We start from the raw sequence: 18,305 nt of genomic DNA on the forward strand, positions 1-18,305 counted from the left end.
GTCCCGTGAACTCGCGAAAGGTCACCATGAGCTACCAGAAGATTGTCGTCGGAACCGATGGTTCCAAGTCCTCCATGCTTGCCGTGGAGCGTGCTGCTGAGCTTGCTGCCGCGTTTAACGCGACTCTGATCATCGGCTGTGCGTACTACGAGAACAAGGAGGAGGCGTCCAAGACCCTGCGTCAGGACTCCGTCACCATTCTCGGCGACGACATCGCCCAGAAGAACCTGGACGCCGCCGCTGACCATGCGCGCGCTGCAGGTGCTTCCGAGGTGGAGACTGCCATCCGCCCGGGCACGCCGGTGCAGGCGCTGATGTCCATTGTCAACGACAACAAGGCTGACCTGCTCATCGTGGGTAACCGTGGCATCAACTCCCTGACTGGTCGTCTGCTGGGATCCGTTCCTGCCGACGTCGCGCGCCAGTCTGACTGCGACGTCATGATCGTGCACACTGTGAAGTAGTTCTGAGCTCGAGCGGCGTCGCTTGTGCGGCGCCGCTTTTCGCTGCGCTGTTGCCGGGTGGCTGGGGATCTGGCAACTTTGTAGGACGCTCAGTGCCGGAAGCAGCGCCGCCCGTCCGACAAAGTTGCCACGAGCACTCCTGCGAGCGGCTAGTAGAAGTCCCGAGCGCCGTCACCGAACCGGACCTGGGCGTTCCACTCCCACACCGGGCGCGGCATCACGGGACTCTGCTCAGGAGAACGCGGTCGCTCCAGCGCTAGACGCACTATCTCCATGACTTGCGCGGGATGCCTATCTAGATCCTCGACGGTGACGGCGATAAGCATGTACCCGGCGGCTTGCGCTTCGTTGGCCTTCCAGGCGTCCTTGGTGCGCTGATCCCATGTTGAGTGATAGGTGCGACTGTTGAGCTCGACGAGCACACGGTCCTCGACGAGAAGGTCGTAGAAGTAATGCCCGACCTTCACGTTGCAGCGCAGCGCAAAACCCGCGCGCTCGAGCACTCCATGCAGCCGGGTTTCGGCGGCGCTGTCCTGCGCAATCGGGGTCGTATCCAGCAACGCGCGTAGCTCAGTGGGAATCCGCGGGAGTGCGTGGATGGCGGCTAAGAGGACGGGTACATGTGAGCGATCCTTAGCTGAGTGCTGCAAGAGCGCCCGCGCGTCGTCGATTCGTCTAAATTCGGCGAGCCACGCTAGCGTGTGCGCGACGGGCGTAACCGGCACGCCCTTGACGTGCACGTGTTCTCTGCACCTCGACGCCTTCCTCACCAGCAAATCAGTATCTATCGCGCGACACTTCATAGAACCAATCGCCTGCAGGGGCAGGCTCAGCGGCTGCCCGAGGTGAAGTTGGCAGGCGGTGTCGCCGGAATAGATCAGCCCCGCGTACGCGAGCAGCAGCGCACGCGCGAGCACAAGCCCCTGCGGCGGCGCGGTGGTGTGCACGCCGCGGGCAACGTGGAAAAGCTCGCCCGCGCGGACGAGCTGCTCCACCTCGCGGCGGGTGAATCGTGCGCGGAGTTCCTCGCGGGAAAGAATTTGGTCCATGCCTACTTGGACGTTGCGCTGCCCCTCGAGGTTCCGTTACTCCACGGTGAAGAGGTCTCCTGGCTGGCAACCTAGCTCCTCGCATAAAGCCACGAGGGTGGAAAAGCGCACTGCTTTGGCTCGGTTGTTCTTAAGTACGGAGAGGTTCACCGGCGTAATCCCCACCGCGTCGGCTAGGTCCTTGACCTTGATGTCGCGCTCCTCGAGGAAGCGGTCGAGGTGACAGACGATTTCAGCCATTTACACCAGTCCTTCGTGGTCTTCCTCCAACGCGGCCGCCCGCGAGAAGTAGACGCCAGCGAGTGTGAGTGCGTAGAGGCCCAGTAGCCAGAGCGGGAAGAGGTCGGGGCCCAAGGCCTGAGTGTTGTACAAATCATCAACTCCGTGTTGTGCGGAGTACCAGTTTGCGCCCATGTGTTGGACGAAGGGCCCAAGGGGGTACAGCAGCAAGGTCCATGCGGATAAGGTGATGGGTTTGCTCACGTGTGGGGTAATCCTTCCCTCCCGATTGAACCGGAGAGAGGACACGAGCAGGAGTGTTGCCGACGAAATCAGTGTGCCGATCTTCAGCGCATACCCAACGGCGAAGTATCCGAGTGGGCCAGATGTGAGCTGGTCGAAGTGCACGATCGTTTCGCCCGGTTCGACGACGGAGGCGACGGGGTGGGGAAATCCTTGGTCGAAGACGAGGGTGCGCAGGATGTAGATGGCGAGAATGGTGAGGAGGAATCCAAACCCGATCGTTGGGGCTTTGGGGCTGCTGGTTTTCATGGGGACTCCAGAAAGGTGGAAGGTATCGGAAAACGATGCATCGAATATCAATGTATCGCTAAACGATACGCCGTGCAATCACTCCCACGCAGGCAGGTCCCCGATGACCGTCAGCGTTTGCGTTGCGCGCGTTACCGCAACGTAGAGATCCTGCATACCCTGCGGCGAGGCAGAGACAATCTCGGAGGGCTCCAGCACGATTACGTGGTCGAATTCCAGCCCCTTGATGCTGGAGACATTATCGGCGCTAATGACCTGGACAATGCCTTCCCCGAACGTGAACTCATCAGGCGAGGTACCTGACGGCGCGTAGGTCACCGGTACCCCCGTGGAGCGAATGGACTCCGCCGGCGTCGCGCCAGGATCGATCTGGCCCAAGATACGATTCGCCAACTCCATGATCTCCGCGGGGGTGCGGTAGTTCACCGTCAACTCGTGCCGGCGCATGCGCGTGCCCACGTACTCCGCCAACGACTCCTCCCAAGAGTCCACACCGGCGGGCGAACCGGTCTGCGCGATGTCGCCCACCAGGGTCATCCAACGCGCGGGCGTGCGGCGGAAGACCATCCGCCACTCCATGGGAGTAAGTTCCTGGGCCTCATCGACAATGACGTGACCGTACGCCCATTCCAAATCAGCCCGAGCCCGCTCGGCCGTAGTGCGTACGTCGCGCACTTCTTGTCGCCTAGCCAGCGTCTCGGCATCGATAACGTCATGGGCGGAGAGGATCTCAGCCTCGAACAGGTCATCGTCGTTATCTGTGGAGTCCGAGGAAGAAAGGATATCGATGGCCTCGCGAGCGTCCTCGAGCTCCTGCGACCATTCCGCCTCCTCGACTTCCTCGGTGAGGGCCGGTCCAATCAGGTGGGCAAGTTCGTCGAGAAGCGCCGCATCCGCGGAAGTCCACCGTGCCCCGTGTTCCCGCCACAGCGCTGCTTGCGTGTCCTCGTCGTAGTCGGCGGCGGCGACGGCGATGGCCTCGGGGGAGCTCAAAAGCTCGCTAAGTACCTGGGTGGGGGAGAGCTCGGGCCAATGCTTATCGACGAGCGCAGCCACATCCGGTTCTTCCACCAGGTCGTCGTGCAGCTGGTCGACGTCTGCCTGGGAAAGCAGGTTGGCTCCGCCCAGCGGGTCCTCGCCGATGCGCTGGGCCAATTGCTGTGCCAACTGCTCGGTGAGGTGCTCCGCGAAAACCCCGCAGGCCTGGTTATGCGGCTTCCTAGATCGCCGAGCCCGGGTACGAGCTGCTTTGACCATCGTGGCATCGGCAGTCAGGCGCACTGAGCCGATTCGAAGCTCGACAGGGGAGTCGGGCAGGGATTGATAGGCGCGCACTGCCTCCTTGAGAATGGTGGCCATTTCGGCAGAACCCTTGATTTCGCGCGCTTCGAGGGAGTCCTCGGCCTGCGGAGAAATTCCGGGAAAGAGTTCACCGATGGTGGACAGCACCACGCCGGTCTCGCCAAGCTCAGGAAGCACGCGCGAGATGTAATCCAGGAAGGTCGAGTTTGGCCCAATGATCAACACACCAGTAGCGGCCAGGCGCTCGCGATAGGTGTACAGCAGGTATGCCACGCGGTGCAGAGCCACCGCGGTCTTGCCGGTGCCAGGACCGCCTTGGACGACCATGACGCCACGAGTGTCGTCCCGGATGATTTCGTCTTGTTCTCGCTGGATGGTTTCCACGATCGAGGCCATGTGGCCGGTGCGGGCGGCCGAGATGGCTCGCTGCAATGCGGTTTCCGAACCCACCCCGCCAACGCCCTGGCCGGTAGGTTCTCCTTGTAAGACTTCATCGTCGACGCCAGTGACCTGGCGGCCCTTGGTGCGGATGTGGCGGCGAACGTGTACCCCCTCGGGCTGGGCGGTGGTGGCCAAGTAGAAGGGGCGGGCCATCGGTGCGCGCCAGTCCAGGAGGAGAGTGCGATAACCGTCATCTCTGTCGTCGAGACCCATGCGGCCGACGTAGCGGCGATCGATTCCCTCCTCAACAGGGTTCTCTGCCTCCGCAGCCTCGATGTCAATGCGTCCGAACACCAACCCCATCTGTGCGACGTTGAGCCGATCAAGTTTGGCGTTAAGGGAATGGAACTCGGTTTCGCGGCGCATCAGCGCGTCGACGTTGTCTGGGTTGGCTGGGTCTACGTCTTGTTGGACCTGTTCCAAGCGCTGTTGAGCGCGCGTGACCTCAGCATCTAGGCGTGCGAATAGCGAGTCAGCGTAGCTCTGTTCAAGTGCTATCTCCTGCTCCTGGTTCGGGCTCTCGCTCACCTAATGTCCTCCTCACGGCGTAAATCTTGAACCGAGAATTTTACCGTGAAAATATGTGCAGAGGTAAAAGCAAACCCCGTTTCCACAGCGGCGGAGTATCGCCGATGGAAACGGGGTTCGAAGTAGGAGCTAAGACTAGCCCTCGATGCGAGCCTTAGCGCGGCCGATAGCGGCGTCTGCGCGTGCCTGCAGATCCTCGGCCTTACGGGCAGCCTTCTTGGCGCCGCGACCGTTGGCCTTCTTCTCCAGCTTGGACTGTGCCTTCTGAGCACGGTCCTGAGCCTTGCCAGCAGCCTTCACGACGCGCTTACGGGCGGTCTTGGTGTCCTTCTGTGCCTGCTCCAACCAAGCGCGAGAGTTCTTGTCCGCGCGATCCAGCAGCTCAGCGGAACGCTCGCGGGCCTGCTCGGCCCACTTCGGGGCCTCAGACTGAACGTCGGAAGCTAAAGACTTGCCCTGCTCAGCAGCGTTGCCGATGAAACCGGAAGCGGCTGCAGCAGCGGTGGCCGCGGTCTTCTTCCAGTCGTCCTTGTTGTCATCGACGTAGGAGGAGACGGCCTCAGAAGCCTGCTTGGCGGTCTCCTGTGCCTGCTCAGCCTTCTCGTTGATCCAGGAACCTGCCTGATCCAGGGCGGATTCGGTCTGAGACTGCGTCGGCAAAGCAGCCTGCAGCTTCTTGTTGCCCACCTTGGCTGCGTGGGACGCACGCCAAGCCAGGCCCGGCTTGCCGGCGGTATCCATGGAGGTAATGCCCAGGCCGCCCAGCAGCGCGATGCTGGTAAGGAAACCGCTGCGCTTGGCAGCCTTCTCCTCTGCATCCTTGGCCTCCCAGAAAGCGTGGCGGCCGATGATGGTCGGAACTGCGGTCAGCGCGAGCACGCTGGCGGACAGGCGCGGTGCCTTACCCAGGGCGAGCAGGGAGCCGGCACCAACCTTCGCACCACCAAGGGCGCGGGTGACCAGCTGAGCATCGCCGGGGATCTGGGCGTCGTACGGCGGGGGAACGAGGGTGCGCACCTTCTTCAGTACGTACTCAGTCTCTTCGACGTGGGCCTGGGTGTTCTTGAGGTTGTCCACGCCTTCGGCGATGTAGACCGACGCGAGCATCGGCCGGGCGATCTTGCGAATCATGTCTCATGCTCCTTTTCTGCTGGAGGACATTCTTTATCCGTCCAGCTCACTGTTTCGCTGCGCCTACTCTACCAGCGACGCTCCCACCACTCATCGAGATGCGGACGCTCCTGCCCAATCGTCGTGGAATCTCCATGACCCGGGTAAATGATGGATTCGTCGCGGTACACGTCGAACACCCGCTCCTTGGCGTCCTTAAATAGGCGAACGAAGTCTCCCTCTGAGTGGGTCTTGCCGAGCCCACCCGGGAAGATGCTGTCCCCGACAAAGAGGTTGGGAACTCCATCGATTCGTGCGGCTACGCCTACGCCTCCGGGGGTGTGCCCCCGCAAGATGAAAACCGGCAGTTCGTGCCCGGCGAAATCAATATGGTCTCCCTGATCGAGCTCCACATCAACGGGGGCAGGAAGGGCCGGGGCATCCAAGAATGACGCGTAATGGGTCGCTCCGGTGCGCTTGAGCACCTCGGGTAGGGCGCGCACGTGGTCATTGTGACGATGTGTCGTCAGAACGGCGGTGATGGTGACTCCGGCTTGTTCCGCGAGCGCTAGGAGATCGTCCGGGTTATCGGCGGCGTCGATAAGCAATCCCTCATGTTCATCATGGAGCAGGTAGCAATTGTTGTCCATGCTGGATACCGAGATGTGCTTGAGTTGAAGCTCTTCTTGTGCGGTCATGGGGTTTAGCCTAGCGGTCAATCCGTACTCCTCACGCTGAGGAGGCTTGTGCGCATCTTCGCTGGTATGTTCGGAACCTAGCTTTACAAGGTTTCTTCAGTAGTGAAGAGGAAGGCAAACATCAGTGGCTGATCGCATCACCGTGCATGGAGCTCGGGAGCACAACCTCAAGGGAGTCGACGTTGACCTCCCGCGCGACAAGATGGTGGTGTTCACCGGCCTGTCGGGTTCGGGAAAGTCCTCCTTGGCCTTCGACACAATCTTTGCGGAAGGGCAACGGCGCTATGTGGAGTCGTTGAGTTCTTACGCCCGCATGTTCCTTGGGCAGATGGATAAGCCGGACGTTGACTATATCGACGGTTTGTCTCCGGCAGTTTCGATCGACCAGAAGTCCACCAACCGTAATCCGCGGTCCACCGTGGGAACCATTACTGAGATCTACGACTATCTGCGCCTCCTTTTTGCCCGGGCGGGCACCGCTCACTGCCCGGTCTGCGACGCCGCGATAGATCGGCAAACTCCGCAGCAGATAGTGGACCAGGTCCTGGAGAATCCGGAGAAAACCAAGTTTCAGGTGCTGGCACCCGTCGTGCGTACACGCAAGGGGGAGTTTGTCGACCTCTTTCAGGATCTGGCGTCCGAGGGTTTCGCCCGCGTCATCGTTGACGGCGAGATGTACTCGCTGTCAGAACCACCAACGTTGAAGAAGCAGATCAAGCACGATATTGACGTGGTGGTTGACCGTCTGCAGGTCAAAGAGTCTCAGAAGCAGCGACTGACCGACTCGGTGGAGACAGCGCTCAAGCTCGCCGATGGGTTGGTGGTTATCGACTGGGTTGGCCGTGATGACGACGACCCAGCGCGCTACCGGATTTTTTCCGAGAAGATGGCCTGCCCCAATGGCCACCAGCTGGACTTGGACGAGTACGAGCCGCGAGCGTTCTCCTTCAACTCGCCTTATGGCGCTTGTCCCGATTGTGAGGGCATCGGCACGCGTAACGAGGTCGACATAGATCTTTTGATCCCAGACCCCGACGCGCCCGCGAACAATTGTGTGCAGCCGTGGACGAGTTCCCCGAATCGGAAATACTTTGAGAAGCTTATCGACGGCCTTGCGCAAGCTCTTGGCTTTGATCCCACCACGCCATTCTCGAAGCTGTCGAAGAAGCATCAGAAAGCGCTGGTAGAAGGCTCCGATGTAGAAGTCGCTGTCCGTTACAAGAACCGTTTCGGCCGCATGCGCAATTGGTCTGCACCCTACGAGGGCGTGCGGGGTTGGATGGATCGCAAGCTGGAACAGGCGGACTCCGAATCGGCCAAGGAGCGCTTCTTGGCGTACACCCGACAGGTAGCGTGTCCGACCTGTGAGGGAACTCGGCTCAAGCCGGAGATCCTCGCCGTACGCATCGCCGGCGCAGACCAGCGGGAACTTTCCATCGCCGGGCTATCCGCCCTGTCCGTGGAAGATGCTGCGGAGTTCCTGAGCGATCTCAAGCTGGGAAGCCGAGAGGCCATGATCGCTGAAGCCGTGCTGCGCGAGATTCAAGCGCGTCTACAGTTCCTCATTGACGTCGGGCTGACCTACCTCACACTCGACCGCGCGGCCGGCACACTCTCTGGTGGCGAAGCCCAGCGCATCCGACTGGCCACCCAGATTGGGTCCGGTCTGGCCGGTGTGCTCTACGTCTTGGATGAGCCTTCAATTGGCCTGCATCAGCGTGATAACCAGAGATTGATTTCCACGCTGAAGAAGCTGCGGGATCTGGGAAACACCCTCATCGTCGTTGAACACGATGAGGAGACGATCCGAGAATCCGACTTCCTCGTCGACATCGGCCCGCGGGCTGGTGAGTTCGGCGGCCAGGTCATCTACCAGGGTGATCCTGCCGGCGTGGTGGATGCCGAGGGGTCGATCACTGGTGACTACTTGGCCGGACGTCGCGTGCTCGGTGTCCCGGACAGCCGTCGCCCGATAGACAAGGATCGGGTGTTGACCATCGTCGGCGCGCGAGAAAACAACCTGGATAACGTGACGGTCGACATTCCACTAGGTGTGCTCGCTTGCGTGACGGGGGTGTCTGGCTCAGGTAAGTCGACGTTGGTCAACCAGATCCTGGCCAAGACGTTGGCCAATAAGCTCAATCGGGCTCGCCAGGTTCCGGGGCGAGCCAAGCGCGTCGACGGCGTAGAGCATTTGGACAAGCTCATCCAGATCGATCAATCACCCATTGGTCGCACACCGCGCTCCAACCCGGCGACCTACACGGGTGTGTTTGACAAAATCCGCACGTTGTTTGCCGAGACACAGGAAGCCAAGGTGCGTGGTTACAAGGCGGGGCGCTTCTCCTTCAATGTTAAGGGCGGCCGCTGTGAAGCATGCCAAGGCGATGGCACGCTCAAGATCGAGATGAACTTCCTTCCAGATGTCTACGTTCCCTGCGAAGTTTGTGGGGGAGCGCGATACAACCGCGAAACCCTCGAGGTGCTGTATAAGGGCAAGAACATCGCGGAAGTTTTGGACATGCCCATCTCCGAGGCTGCCGAATTCTTCGAGCCCATTACTTCCATCCACCGTTACCTGAACACATTGGTAGAGGTCGGTCTTGGCTATGTGCGTCTGGGGCAATCCGCAACGACCCTTTCGGGTGGTGAGGCACAGCGTGTGAAGCTCGCCTCGGAACTGCAGAAGAGGACCAACGGCAGGACTATTTACATCCTGGACGAGCCGACGACGGGTCTGCACTTTGAAGACATTCGTAAGCTCATGGCGGTGATCCAATCGCTCGTGGACAAGGGAAATTCCGTCCTGGTTATCGAGCACAACCTCGACGTGATCAAGGCTGCAGACTGGATTGTGGACATGGGGCCGGAAGGTGGTTCGGGCGGCGGCACCGTTGTCGCAGAGGGAACTCCGGAGGATGTGGCCAAGGTGGCCGAGTCGCACACTGGACGATTCCTGGCCGAGCTCGTGTAGTGCGGATCGTCTGTGCGCGGCGATTTGGAGGCTCCGCGCCCGGTGTGTTACCTTTTGGGCACTACCACCCGTAGCAGCGAATTGTTGCCTCGGGTCGCAAGCGGAGATTCTCCCACCCCATACCGCCGACAGGGTTGGTTTATGGGGTTAAGGTTAAGGCCAAGATAGTTCTTGGCTGCGACAGTGGCATCTCCCCGCTTGCCCCTCGTTGGAGGGCAGCGGGATTTTTGTGTGCCTGGGGATAACCTCACCTGCGACGCGGTAGCGTCTACGTTCTGCCCTTCGAATTGAGGAGTCCACATCAGCGCTGAAGCTCGCATCAATGAGCGAATCCGAGTCCCGGAAGTCCGACTCATTGGTCCGTCCGGTGAACAGGTGGGTGTAGTCCGCACGGACGATGCCCGCAAGGTCGCCTACGAGGCTGACCTCGACTTGGTCGAGGTTGCCCCGAACGCTAAGCCGCCGGTCGCCAAGATCATGGATTACGGGAAGTACAAGTACGAGCAGGCCCAGAAGGCCCGCGAGTCCCGTAAGAACCAGCAGCAGACCGTGGTCAAGGAGCAGAAGTTCCGCCCCAAGATCGACGATCACGACTACGAGACCAAAAAGGGCAATGTTGTCCGCTTCCTGGAGAAGGGCAACAAGGTCAAGGTCACCATCATGTTCCGCGGTCGTGAGCAGTCCCGTCCGGAGCTCGGCTACCGCCTCCTCGACCGTCTGGCTGAAGAGGTTGCTGAGTACGGCGTCGTTGAGAACCGTCCCAAGCAGGATGGTCGCAACATGACGATGGTTCTCGGACCGAATCGCAAGGGCAAGAAGTAGCACCCCGCAAGAGACAACCACGCTCGAGTTAGGAATTCTTAAGCCATGAAGCAGAAGACGCACAAGGGCACCGCAAAGCGCATCAAGGTCACCGGTTCCGGCAAGCTTCGTCGTGAGCAGGCTGGCAAGCGCCACCTCATGGAGGCAATGTCCTCCAAGCGCCGTCGTAACCTCAAGGGCACCGAGGCCGTTGCACCGGCTGACGTCAAGCGCGCAAAGCGCCTCCTTGGCAAGGCGTAAGTTTCCGCCTTCAACCGCAACCGACTCACCCAGCACGAGAAGTTAAGGAAGTACCCCAATGGCACGTGTGAAGCGTTCCGTTAACGCCAAGAAGAAGCGTCGCGCAATCCTCAAGTCCGCTAAGGGCTACCGCGGCCAGCGCTCCCGCCTGTACCGCAAGGCCAAGGAGCAGTGGCTGCACTCCCAGACTTACGCCTACCGCGATCGTCGCGCCCGTAAGTCCGAGTTCCGCAAGCTGTGGATCCAGCGCATCAACGCTGCAGCTCGCCTGAACGACATCACCTACAACCGTCTCATCCACGGCCTGCGCCTGGCTGAGATCGAGGTTGACCGCAAGATCCTCGCCGAGCTGGCTGTCAGCGACTTCGCTGCCTTCTCCGCTCTTTGCGAGGCTGCCAAGGCCGCACTTCCGGAGGACGTCAACGCTCCGAAGGCTGCCTAAGCCAGTCGAGCTAACTTCCCTCAGCCACACTGTGGTTGGGGGATTTTTGCTTTTCGACGTCCGTTCAATCCAACTAGTGCATCTTCCGGGCCCTCTGCCATATCGCAATGGGTTTGGTTAGTATTGGCACAAAACAATGTGAGGAGACATCATGAGCACCCCTGGTAACCACGGACAGTACGACTTCAATAACCCGCTAGCGTCGCAGGCTTCCCCGCAGGGAGCCGTGCCGACTCCGGGTTATTACGGAGCAGGCTTCGGGCCCATGGGAGTCAAGCCCAAGTCCAAGCTGATCGCTCTGGCGCTGTGCTTCTTCCTCGGTTACTTCGGCATCCACCACTTCTATGTGGGCAACAAGGGGCCGGGCATTGCCCAGCTCGTGTGCTCGGTTGTCGGTTTCGCTCTCAGCCTGGTGCTCATCGGGTTTTTCTTCTTGGCGATTGTTGGAGTGTGGATCCTGGTGGATCTGGTACTCATCGCCCTAGGCAGCGGATACTTCAGCCACGACAGCAACGGCCTAGAGCTCACCTGGGATCTATAAGGCTACAGCGGACGTAAAAATCGAGGCCCTGCTTTTGGCGGGGTCTCTCGTCGTTTTGCAGTGTCCCGGACTGTTGCAATATGGCGCATCCGCGCTGCTAGGTTTGATCCTATGAAGTTGGATTTCTCGTCTCCGTTTACTGAGCGCACTCCGCGCGTCGTCAATGCTGCGAAGCTGCACCGCGCAAAGGAACGCAAGAAGGCGGGACGAATCCTCGTGGAGGGTTTCAATAGCGTGGATGCGGCGATCTCTACAGGTGCGGCAACCGACCTGTTTGTGACGCAGTCAGCCGCAGAGCGCTATGCCGATGTCGTTACCGCTGCGGGGTACCTAGACGTGTATGTCCACGCGATCGACGACAAAGCGGCGGCTAGCCTTTCGGAGACAGTTACCACGCCGGGAATCTTTGCAGTTTGTCGCCCGGTCCTGTGGACTGTTGGCAAAGCGTTAGGCCGAAAGCCGCAGCTGGTTACCGTTCCGGTGGAGACCTCGGAGCCTGGTAACGCTGGCACTTTGATGCGCGTCTCAGACTCCATGGGTGCAGACGCAGTCATCTTCGCTGGCAACACGGTCGATCCCCAGTCCAACAAGGCCGCCCGGGCCTCCGCTGGTTCGCTCTTCCACATTCCTGTCGCCAGGGAGCCCAATATCAAACAAGTCTTAGGGCAGTTGCGCTCCGCAGGTCTACAAATCCTTGCCACCGCGGCGGATGGTGACGTCACGTTGGATCAGGTCGATTTGGCTAAGCCAACTGCCTGGTTGCTTGGCAACGAGGCCCACGGCCTAGACGATGATTTGCTTAATGAGGCGGACATTCGCGTGAGCATTCCCATCCGTGGGCGCGCGGAATCACTGAACTTGGCTACGGCAGCAGCAATCTGCCTTTACCAATCCGCGCAAGCTCAGGAAGCCGAAGAATAACGAGCATGGTTGGGGCTGCGGGGTAGTTCGCGCGGGGTGCGGGCTACACTCGTAGTTCAGCTATGTCCGCACCTTAATAGATAGCGATGAAGGGGGACCGCGTGTCCGAGAGCCCACATGTTGAACTGACTGAAGACGCCCTTAATCGAGCAGCTGAGGCTGCTATTGCCAGCTTTACAGCCGCCACCAGCATGGCTGAGCTGACTGCTGCACGTCGCGAACATCTAGGGGAGACAGGTTATATCCCTCAAGCTCGCCAGTCGTTGGGGTCGCTACCCAAGGAGCAGCGCAAGGACGCTGGCAAGGCAGTAAACATGGCTCGTGGACGCGTCGAGAAGCACTACGGACAGGTCTCTCAAGCTCTAGAAGCAAAGGAACGCGCCGAGAAGCTCGCCGCCGAGACTGTAGACGTCACGGAGCCAACCACTCGTCGCCAGGTTGGCGCGCTTCATCCGATTACCACTCTCAAAGAGCGAATCGCGGACATCTTCGTTGCCATGGGGTGGGAGATTGCCGAGGGGCCGGAGATCGAGGCCGAGTACTTCAACTTCGATGCGTTGAACTTCAAGCCCGATCACCCAGCCCGTACGCTGCAGGACACCTTTCATGTGGGCGAAGAGGGATCCAGGCAGGTCCTGCGCACTCATACCTCACCGGTACAGGTACGGACTCTTCTGGAGCGCGACGTCCCCGTGTATATCGCGTGTCCTGGACGTGTTTTCCGCACCGATGAGCTGGATGCGACCCACACCCCGGTGTTCCACCAGATCGAAGGACTTGCCGTTGATAAGGGGCTCACGATGGCCCATCTGCGGGGAACTCTGGATCACCTAGCAAAGGTGCTTTTCGGGCCGGAGACAAAGACTCGTATGCGCACGAACTACTTCCCGTTCACTGAACCCAGCGCTGAGGTGGACGTGTGGTTCCCCAATAAGAAGGGTGGCGCAGGCTGGATCGAGTGGGGTGGTTGCGGAATGGTCAACCCAAACGTCTTGCGAGCAGTTGGCGTCGATCCGCAGGAATACACCGGTTTTGCTTTCGGTATGGGGCTAGAGCGCACGCTGCAATTCCGCAACGGCCTGACTGACATGCGAGACATGGTCGAAGGCGATATTCGTTTCTCCCAGCCGTTCGGCATCCAGGCGTAAAGGAAAGGTAATTTAGCGATGTACATCTCTCAGAAATGGCTAACGAACCTGCTGCGCGCCATGGACACCGGGCAGTCTTCCTTTGACACCACGGCTCAGGAGCTCGACTCTGCTTTCGTTCGCGTTGGCTTCGAGACTGAAGGATTCCGCGAACTGCCGGAGATCACAGGCCCGCTGGTCGTCGGCCGCGTTGACCACATCGAGGAGCTCACCGGCTTTAAAAAGCCAATTCGCTTCTGCCAGGTCAACGTTGGTGAGGCTAACGGCACGGGCGAGCCGCAGGGGATCATTTGTGGTGCCCGAAATTTCGCAGAAGGTGACCTCGTAGTTGTGGCACTGCCGGGTGCTGTCCTGCCTGGTGGCTTCGAGATCTCTGCCCGCAAGACCTATGACCACATCTCCGCAGGCATGCTGTGCTCTGCTGCCGAGCTCGGTTTCACAGAGAAGCAAACCTCCGGGATCATCACGCTAGCTCCGGGGGAGGCTGAACCTGGTGATGAGGCACGCCCGATCATCGCTAACGACGACACCGTCTTCGATGTCAACGTGACTCCCGACCGCGGCTACGCATTGTCTGCTCGAGGCCTGGCCCGCGAGGTAGCCAGTGCGTACTCCCTGCAGTTCCGCGATCCTGCCCTCGACGCGAAGGTGGCAGGACTCGACCTTTCAGTGGTGCCCGAGCCTGAGGCAGCGCTACTCGACGTCAATATTCAGACCGACGCCACGGTCCAGCGCTTTGGCCTGCGACGCGTATCGGGAATTGATCCGGCCGCAGAAAGCCCGTTCTGGTTGCAGCGCGAGCTCATGCTGTGCGGTGCCCGGCCAGTGAATGCGGCCACGGATGTCACCAACTATGTGATGTTCTTGTTGGGGCAGCCCATGCACGCCTTCGATGCCGATGCGATCTCGGGTGGTTTGCACGTGCGTCAGGCGCAGGAGGGCGAGATATTTGAGACTCTCGACCACGTCAAGCGCACTCTCAGCAGCGAAGATGTAGTCATTTGCGATGACTCCTCCATCCAATCACTGGCCGGTGTGATGGGAGGAACGCGTTCCGAGGTCAGCGACTCGACCACGAACGTCATCTTTGAAGCAGCAATCTGGGATCCGCGAACAGTAGCTCGTACGTCTCGCCGTCACAAGCTATCCAGCGAGTCCTCTCGTCGATTTGAGCGTGGGGTGGATCCGGCGCTGGTCGAGTCAGCTCTGGACTATGCCTGCGCTCTGCTGGTTTCCATCGCCGGCGGCTCGGCCGATTCCGCGCGAACTTTGGTAGGGGAGACCAATCTCCCGGAGCCCATCGTGCTGCATCCGCAACGGCCACGTCAGCTGATCGGTGTGGACTACGACTATGCGACCGTCGTCAAGCGGCTAGAGGAGATCGGTGCACGAGTTGTAGACACTGGCTCGGAACTCGCAGTAACTCCTCCCACGTGGCGCCCTGACCTGGGAATGGACGTGGATCTCATTGAAGAGATCGTGCGACTGGAAGGCATCGATAACGTACCGCTGGCATTGGCGTCGCCGCAGGGCGGCCGGGGGCTTACCCCTGCTCAGCGTCGAGATCGTGCGGTCGGGCACTCGCTGGCCTACCACGGTTATGTGGAGATTCTGCCTACCCCGTTCGTGAACCCACAGGTCTTTGATGCGTGGGATTTGGATGCAGACGATGATCGCCGCAACGCGGTCAGCGTGCAGAACCCGTTGGATGCCGACTACAGCGTGATCGGAACGACCTTGCTTCCGAGCATGCTCGAGGCAGTGTCTCGCAATGTGGCCCGAGGCCGCCGTGACCTCAGCGTTTTCGGAATTCAGCAGGTTGCCTTCCAAGGCGCTGCTACCACGCCGATGCCAGATGTCACGGCTCGTCCCGATGCAGCAGAGCTGTCTGCCTTGCTGCAGTCGTTGCCTCGGCAGGACAAGCACGTAGCCACAGTTGGCGTGGGCAGCGAGGACCGGCCCGGGCCTTGGGGCGAAGGGCGAACTTATTCCTATGCGGACTCGATCGAGTCCGCACGCATCGTGGCCCGGGCCGCCGGAGTTGATCTGGAAGTGCGCCAAGCCGAGCACAAGCCCTGGCACCCGGGACGTTGCGCAGGGCTCTTCATCGAGAATCAGCTGGTCGGCTATGCCGGAGAGCTGCATCCGGAGGTTCTGGAGAAGCTTGGCCTGCCGGAACGAACCTGTGCGATGGAGCTAAACCTCAGCGCAGTTGAGGTAACCGAGCCAATGCCTGCTCCCATTCTGAGTGCTTACCCTGCGCTGCATCAGGATTTGGCATTGGTTGTCGATGAATCTACTCCGGTCGAACAGGTGCGCTCTGTGGTTGCCAATGCAGCCGGCGATCTGTTGGAAGAAGTGCAGGTATTCGACGTATTCCGCGGTGCCCAGCTGGTCGAGGGCAAGAAGTCGGTGGCTTTGCAGTTGATTTTCCGTGCCCACGATCGCACGCTGACAGACGAGGAGGCCAGTGAGCGTCGGCTTGCTGCCGCTGAGAAGGCGAGGGTTGAGCTCGGCGCTGAAATGCGTGCCTAAAAGACGGTTTACGTGTCTCGGGTTAAAGACGCCGTCGCTCACCTTGGCCCGAGAAGCGCCTGCCTGCAGGAGTAATCTCAGGGCATAGGTTTTTCATCTCTAAGTATCGTTCCGTTCGCCTGTCCTGGTATCGAAGGATTTGAAAAGTGATAAGTTCGCGATCTGCTCGTCATGGCAAGATCATTGAGATCTTGCGACGTACCCGAGTTACCTCCCAAGCCCAACTTTCGAGACTCTTGGAAGAAGAGGAGGGGATCGCGACTACGCAGGCGACACTATCCCGAGACTTAGATGAGCTAGGCGCTCGCAAGGTTCGTTCGGCTGAGGGCAGTTCTTTCTATGTTGTCAGCGGCATCAAAGACATCTACGGCGAGGAGTCAAGCGCCGCGTTTGACAAGCTTCGTCGGATGATCGACGAGCTTGTCGTGGCTATCGATCACTCCGGACCGATAGCCGTGTTGCGCACTCCTCCGGGGGCGGGACAGTTCTTGGCCAGCTATGTCGATCGTGTGGAAATGGAAGAGATCGTCGGTTGTATCGCGGGTGACGACACAATTTTTGTCCTGGCGCGGGAACCCCTTTCCGGCAAGGACCTTGTAGAAAGGATGCGCGCGGCACAGGCCTAAAGCGGTTGCTCACTTATTTTCGCTCTGTTAGTCTGAGCCCGAGCCACGTGTGGGGTACGAACCCCCAGGCCCAATAACTTCAGATAAGTGCAACATCCTTTAACAAGCCGTCCAGTGAGGCGGGGAAGGAGGTCACGATGAGCGAAAACGGCACCGCCGGTCAGGTCGAGCTTTTGAATGCTGACGACGTGGACCGCACCGTAGCGCGCATCGCGCACCAGATCATTGAAAACCGAGCAATCGGCTCTGCCGACGCGGAACCAGTCGTATTGCTGGGTATCCCGTCGGGTGGCGTCCCTTTGGCGCAGCGCCTGGCTCGAAAGATCGAAGAATTCTCGGGGGAGAAGATCGAATGCGGCGCACTTGATGTGACGCTGTACCGCGACGATCTGCGCAATACCCCGCACCGGGCACTCCGCCCCACTCAGATTCCTAAGACGGGAATCGATAAAGCTGCTGTCATTCTCGTAGATGACGTGCTTTTCTCTGGCCGTACTATCCGCGCCGCGTTCGACGCGCTGCGTGACCTTGGCCGCCCCAACATCATCCAGCTCGCTGCCCTCGTTGACCGCGGGCACCGTCGCTTGCCGATCAAGGCTGACTACATCGGTAAGTCCGTTCCCACCAACATCAACGAGGACATTGATGTTGAGCTCACCGAACTCGACGGACAAGATCGTGTCCTGCTCACGCGCGCAGCTGTACAGAACTAACTAGGGGAGAAGCACAGAAAATGAAGCACTTTATCGACGCCTCTCGTCTGTCCAAGGACGAGATCAACTACCTGATTACGGAGTCGGAGAACTTCCGCTCCGCCCTCGAGGGCCGCGAGATCCAAAAGCTGCCGACGCTGCGCGGGCGCACGGTTGTGACCCTCTTCTACGAGAACTCCACTCGTACGCGTGTGTCCTTCGAGCGTGCAGCAAAAATGCTCAGTGCCGACACAATGAACGTCTCTGCCTCGTCTTCTTCGGTTCAGAAGGGTGAGTCCCTGCGCGATACTGGCCTGACCCTGAAGGCTCTGGGCGCGGACGCAATCGTTATCCGCCACCCGCTGTCTGGTGCTCCGGATCAGCTCGCTCGCTGGGTAGCACCGAACGGTGACGGCCCGTCCGTTATCAACGGTGGTGACGGTGCCCACCAGCATCCGACGCAGGCTCTCCTGGACGCCGTTACGATGACTCGCCACCTTGGCGATATGGCCGGCAAGAAGGTCCTCATCGTCGGCGACTGTAAGCACTCCCGCGTGGTGCGCTCCAATGTCCAGATGCTTACCACCCTGGGCGCTGAGGTCGTGCTTGTTGCTCCGCCGACCCTGATTCCGGTGGGCGCAGAGACCTGGCCTTCTCGTATCTCCCACAACTTCGACGCCGAACTCAGCGACGCCGATGTGGTCATGATGCTGCGCATCCAGAAAGAGCGCATGAACGGTGGCTACTTCCCGTCCCTGCGTGAATACACCTCGCTGTTCGGCCTGACCAAGGAGCGTCACGCCAAGCTCAGCAAGCAGTCGCTGGTCATGCACCCGGGGCCCATGAACCGCGGTGTTGAGATCGACTACCCCGTTGCAGATGCTCCGAACTCGGTGATCTTGGAACAGGTACACAACGGCATCCTGTCCCGTATGGCGGTGCTCTTTGCCACTCTCGTTGGTGAGGATAGCTAGTACTTCACCCTGCATTGAATAACCAAG

Annotated in this window: 18 protein-coding genes; 12 read left to right on the plus strand and 6 right to left on the minus strand. The window is 60.0% G+C overall.

The window, feature by feature from the left end; translation table 11 throughout:
- The first annotated feature begins 26 nt into the window (after positions 1-26).
- Entirely contained in the window at positions 27-464 is a 438-nt protein-coding gene (locus tag FHE74_RS02030) for a universal stress protein (protein WP_139464792.1), read from the plus strand.
- A gap of 149 nt (positions 465-613) precedes the next feature.
- Here the strand turns inward: FHE74_RS02030 and FHE74_RS02035 are convergent, their stop codons facing one another.
- From FHE74_RS02035 to FHE74_RS02060, 6 genes are all read right to left on the minus strand, one after another.
- The gene (locus tag FHE74_RS02035) at positions 614-1,513 is read right to left on the minus strand and encodes a hypothetical protein (protein ID WP_139464752.1); all 900 of its coding nucleotides are present in this window, start codon (positions 1,511-1,513) and stop codon (positions 614-616) included.
- 36 nt (positions 1,514-1,549) lie between these two features.
- Entirely contained in the window at positions 1,550-1,753 is a 204-nt protein-coding gene (locus FHE74_RS02040) for a helix-turn-helix domain-containing protein (protein ID WP_139464753.1), read from the minus strand.
- The gene (locus FHE74_RS02045) at positions 1,754-2,284 is read right to left on the minus strand and encodes a hypothetical protein (protein WP_139464754.1); all 531 of its coding nucleotides are present in this window, start codon (positions 2,282-2,284) and stop codon (positions 1,754-1,756) included.
- 78 nt (positions 2,285-2,362) lie between these two features.
- On the minus strand, positions 2,363-4,555 hold the full coding sequence (locus FHE74_RS02050; protein ID WP_139464755.1) for a HelD family protein: 2,193 nt from the start codon (positions 4,553-4,555) through the stop codon (positions 2,363-2,365).
- A gap of 135 nt (positions 4,556-4,690) precedes the next feature.
- Entirely contained in the window at positions 4,691-5,686 is a 996-nt protein-coding gene (locus FHE74_RS02055) for a DoxX family protein (RefSeq protein WP_139464756.1), read from the minus strand.
- A gap of 68 nt (positions 5,687-5,754) precedes the next feature.
- The gene (locus tag FHE74_RS02060) at positions 5,755-6,363 is read right to left on the minus strand and encodes an MBL fold metallo-hydrolase (RefSeq protein ID WP_139464757.1); all 609 of its coding nucleotides are present in this window, start codon (positions 6,361-6,363) and stop codon (positions 5,755-5,757) included.
- Between the two features lie 124 nt (positions 6,364-6,487).
- Here FHE74_RS02060 and uvrA point away from each other — a divergent pair, with 124 nt between their 5' ends.
- The 11 genes from uvrA to FHE74_RS02115 all read left to right on the plus strand — a co-directional run bounded on the left by uvrA (position 6,488) and on the right by FHE74_RS02115 (position 18,278).
- On the plus strand, positions 6,488-9,337 hold the full coding sequence (gene uvrA / locus FHE74_RS02065; protein ID WP_139464758.1) for an excinuclease ABC subunit UvrA: 2,850 nt from the start codon (positions 6,488-6,490) through the stop codon (positions 9,335-9,337).
- A gap of 300 nt (positions 9,338-9,637) precedes the next feature.
- Entirely contained in the window at positions 9,638-10,159 is a 522-nt protein-coding gene (infC, locus tag FHE74_RS02070; protein WP_139464759.1) for a translation initiation factor IF-3, read from the plus strand.
- A 45-nt stretch (positions 10,160-10,204) separates the two neighbouring features.
- The gene (gene rpmI, locus FHE74_RS02075; RefSeq protein ID WP_139464760.1) at positions 10,205-10,399 is read left to right on the plus strand and encodes a 50S ribosomal protein L35; all 195 of its coding nucleotides are present in this window, start codon (positions 10,205-10,207) and stop codon (positions 10,397-10,399) included.
- Between the two features lie 58 nt (positions 10,400-10,457).
- On the plus strand, positions 10,458-10,841 hold the full coding sequence (gene rplT / locus FHE74_RS02080; RefSeq protein WP_139464761.1) for a 50S ribosomal protein L20: 384 nt from the start codon (positions 10,458-10,460) through the stop codon (positions 10,839-10,841).
- 151 nt (positions 10,842-10,992) lie between these two features.
- Positions 10,993-11,382, plus strand: a complete 390-nt coding sequence (locus tag FHE74_RS02085) for a TM2 domain-containing protein (RefSeq protein WP_139464762.1) — start codon at positions 10,993-10,995, stop codon at positions 11,380-11,382.
- Between the two features lie 111 nt (positions 11,383-11,493).
- Entirely contained in the window at positions 11,494-12,303 is an 810-nt protein-coding gene (locus FHE74_RS02090; RefSeq protein WP_139464763.1) for a TrmH family RNA methyltransferase, read from the plus strand.
- A gap of 86 nt (positions 12,304-12,389) precedes the next feature.
- Positions 12,390-13,451, plus strand: a complete 1,062-nt coding sequence (pheS, locus tag FHE74_RS02095) for a phenylalanine--tRNA ligase subunit alpha (RefSeq protein WP_139464764.1) — start codon at positions 12,390-12,392, stop codon at positions 13,449-13,451.
- Positions 13,452-13,469: 18 nt separating this feature from the next.
- Entirely contained in the window at positions 13,470-15,986 is a 2,517-nt protein-coding gene (pheT, locus tag FHE74_RS02100; protein ID WP_139464765.1) for a phenylalanine--tRNA ligase subunit beta, read from the plus strand.
- Positions 15,987-16,132: 146 nt separating this feature from the next.
- The gene (locus FHE74_RS02105) at positions 16,133-16,612 is read left to right on the plus strand and encodes an arginine repressor (protein ID WP_139464766.1); all 480 of its coding nucleotides are present in this window, start codon (positions 16,133-16,135) and stop codon (positions 16,610-16,612) included.
- A gap of 137 nt (positions 16,613-16,749) precedes the next feature.
- The gene (pyrR, locus tag FHE74_RS02110) at positions 16,750-17,325 is read left to right on the plus strand and encodes a bifunctional pyr operon transcriptional regulator/uracil phosphoribosyltransferase PyrR (protein WP_139464767.1); all 576 of its coding nucleotides are present in this window, start codon (positions 16,750-16,752) and stop codon (positions 17,323-17,325) included.
- Between the two features lie 20 nt (positions 17,326-17,345).
- On the plus strand, positions 17,346-18,278 hold the full coding sequence (locus tag FHE74_RS02115) for an aspartate carbamoyltransferase catalytic subunit (protein ID WP_139464768.1): 933 nt from the start codon (positions 17,346-17,348) through the stop codon (positions 18,276-18,278).
- Positions 18,279-18,305: the final 27 nt, after the last annotated feature.

Source organism: Corynebacterium tapiri (genome assembly GCF_006334925.1).
Classification (GTDB): Bacteria; Actinomycetota; Actinomycetes; order Mycobacteriales; family Mycobacteriaceae; genus Corynebacterium; species Corynebacterium tapiri.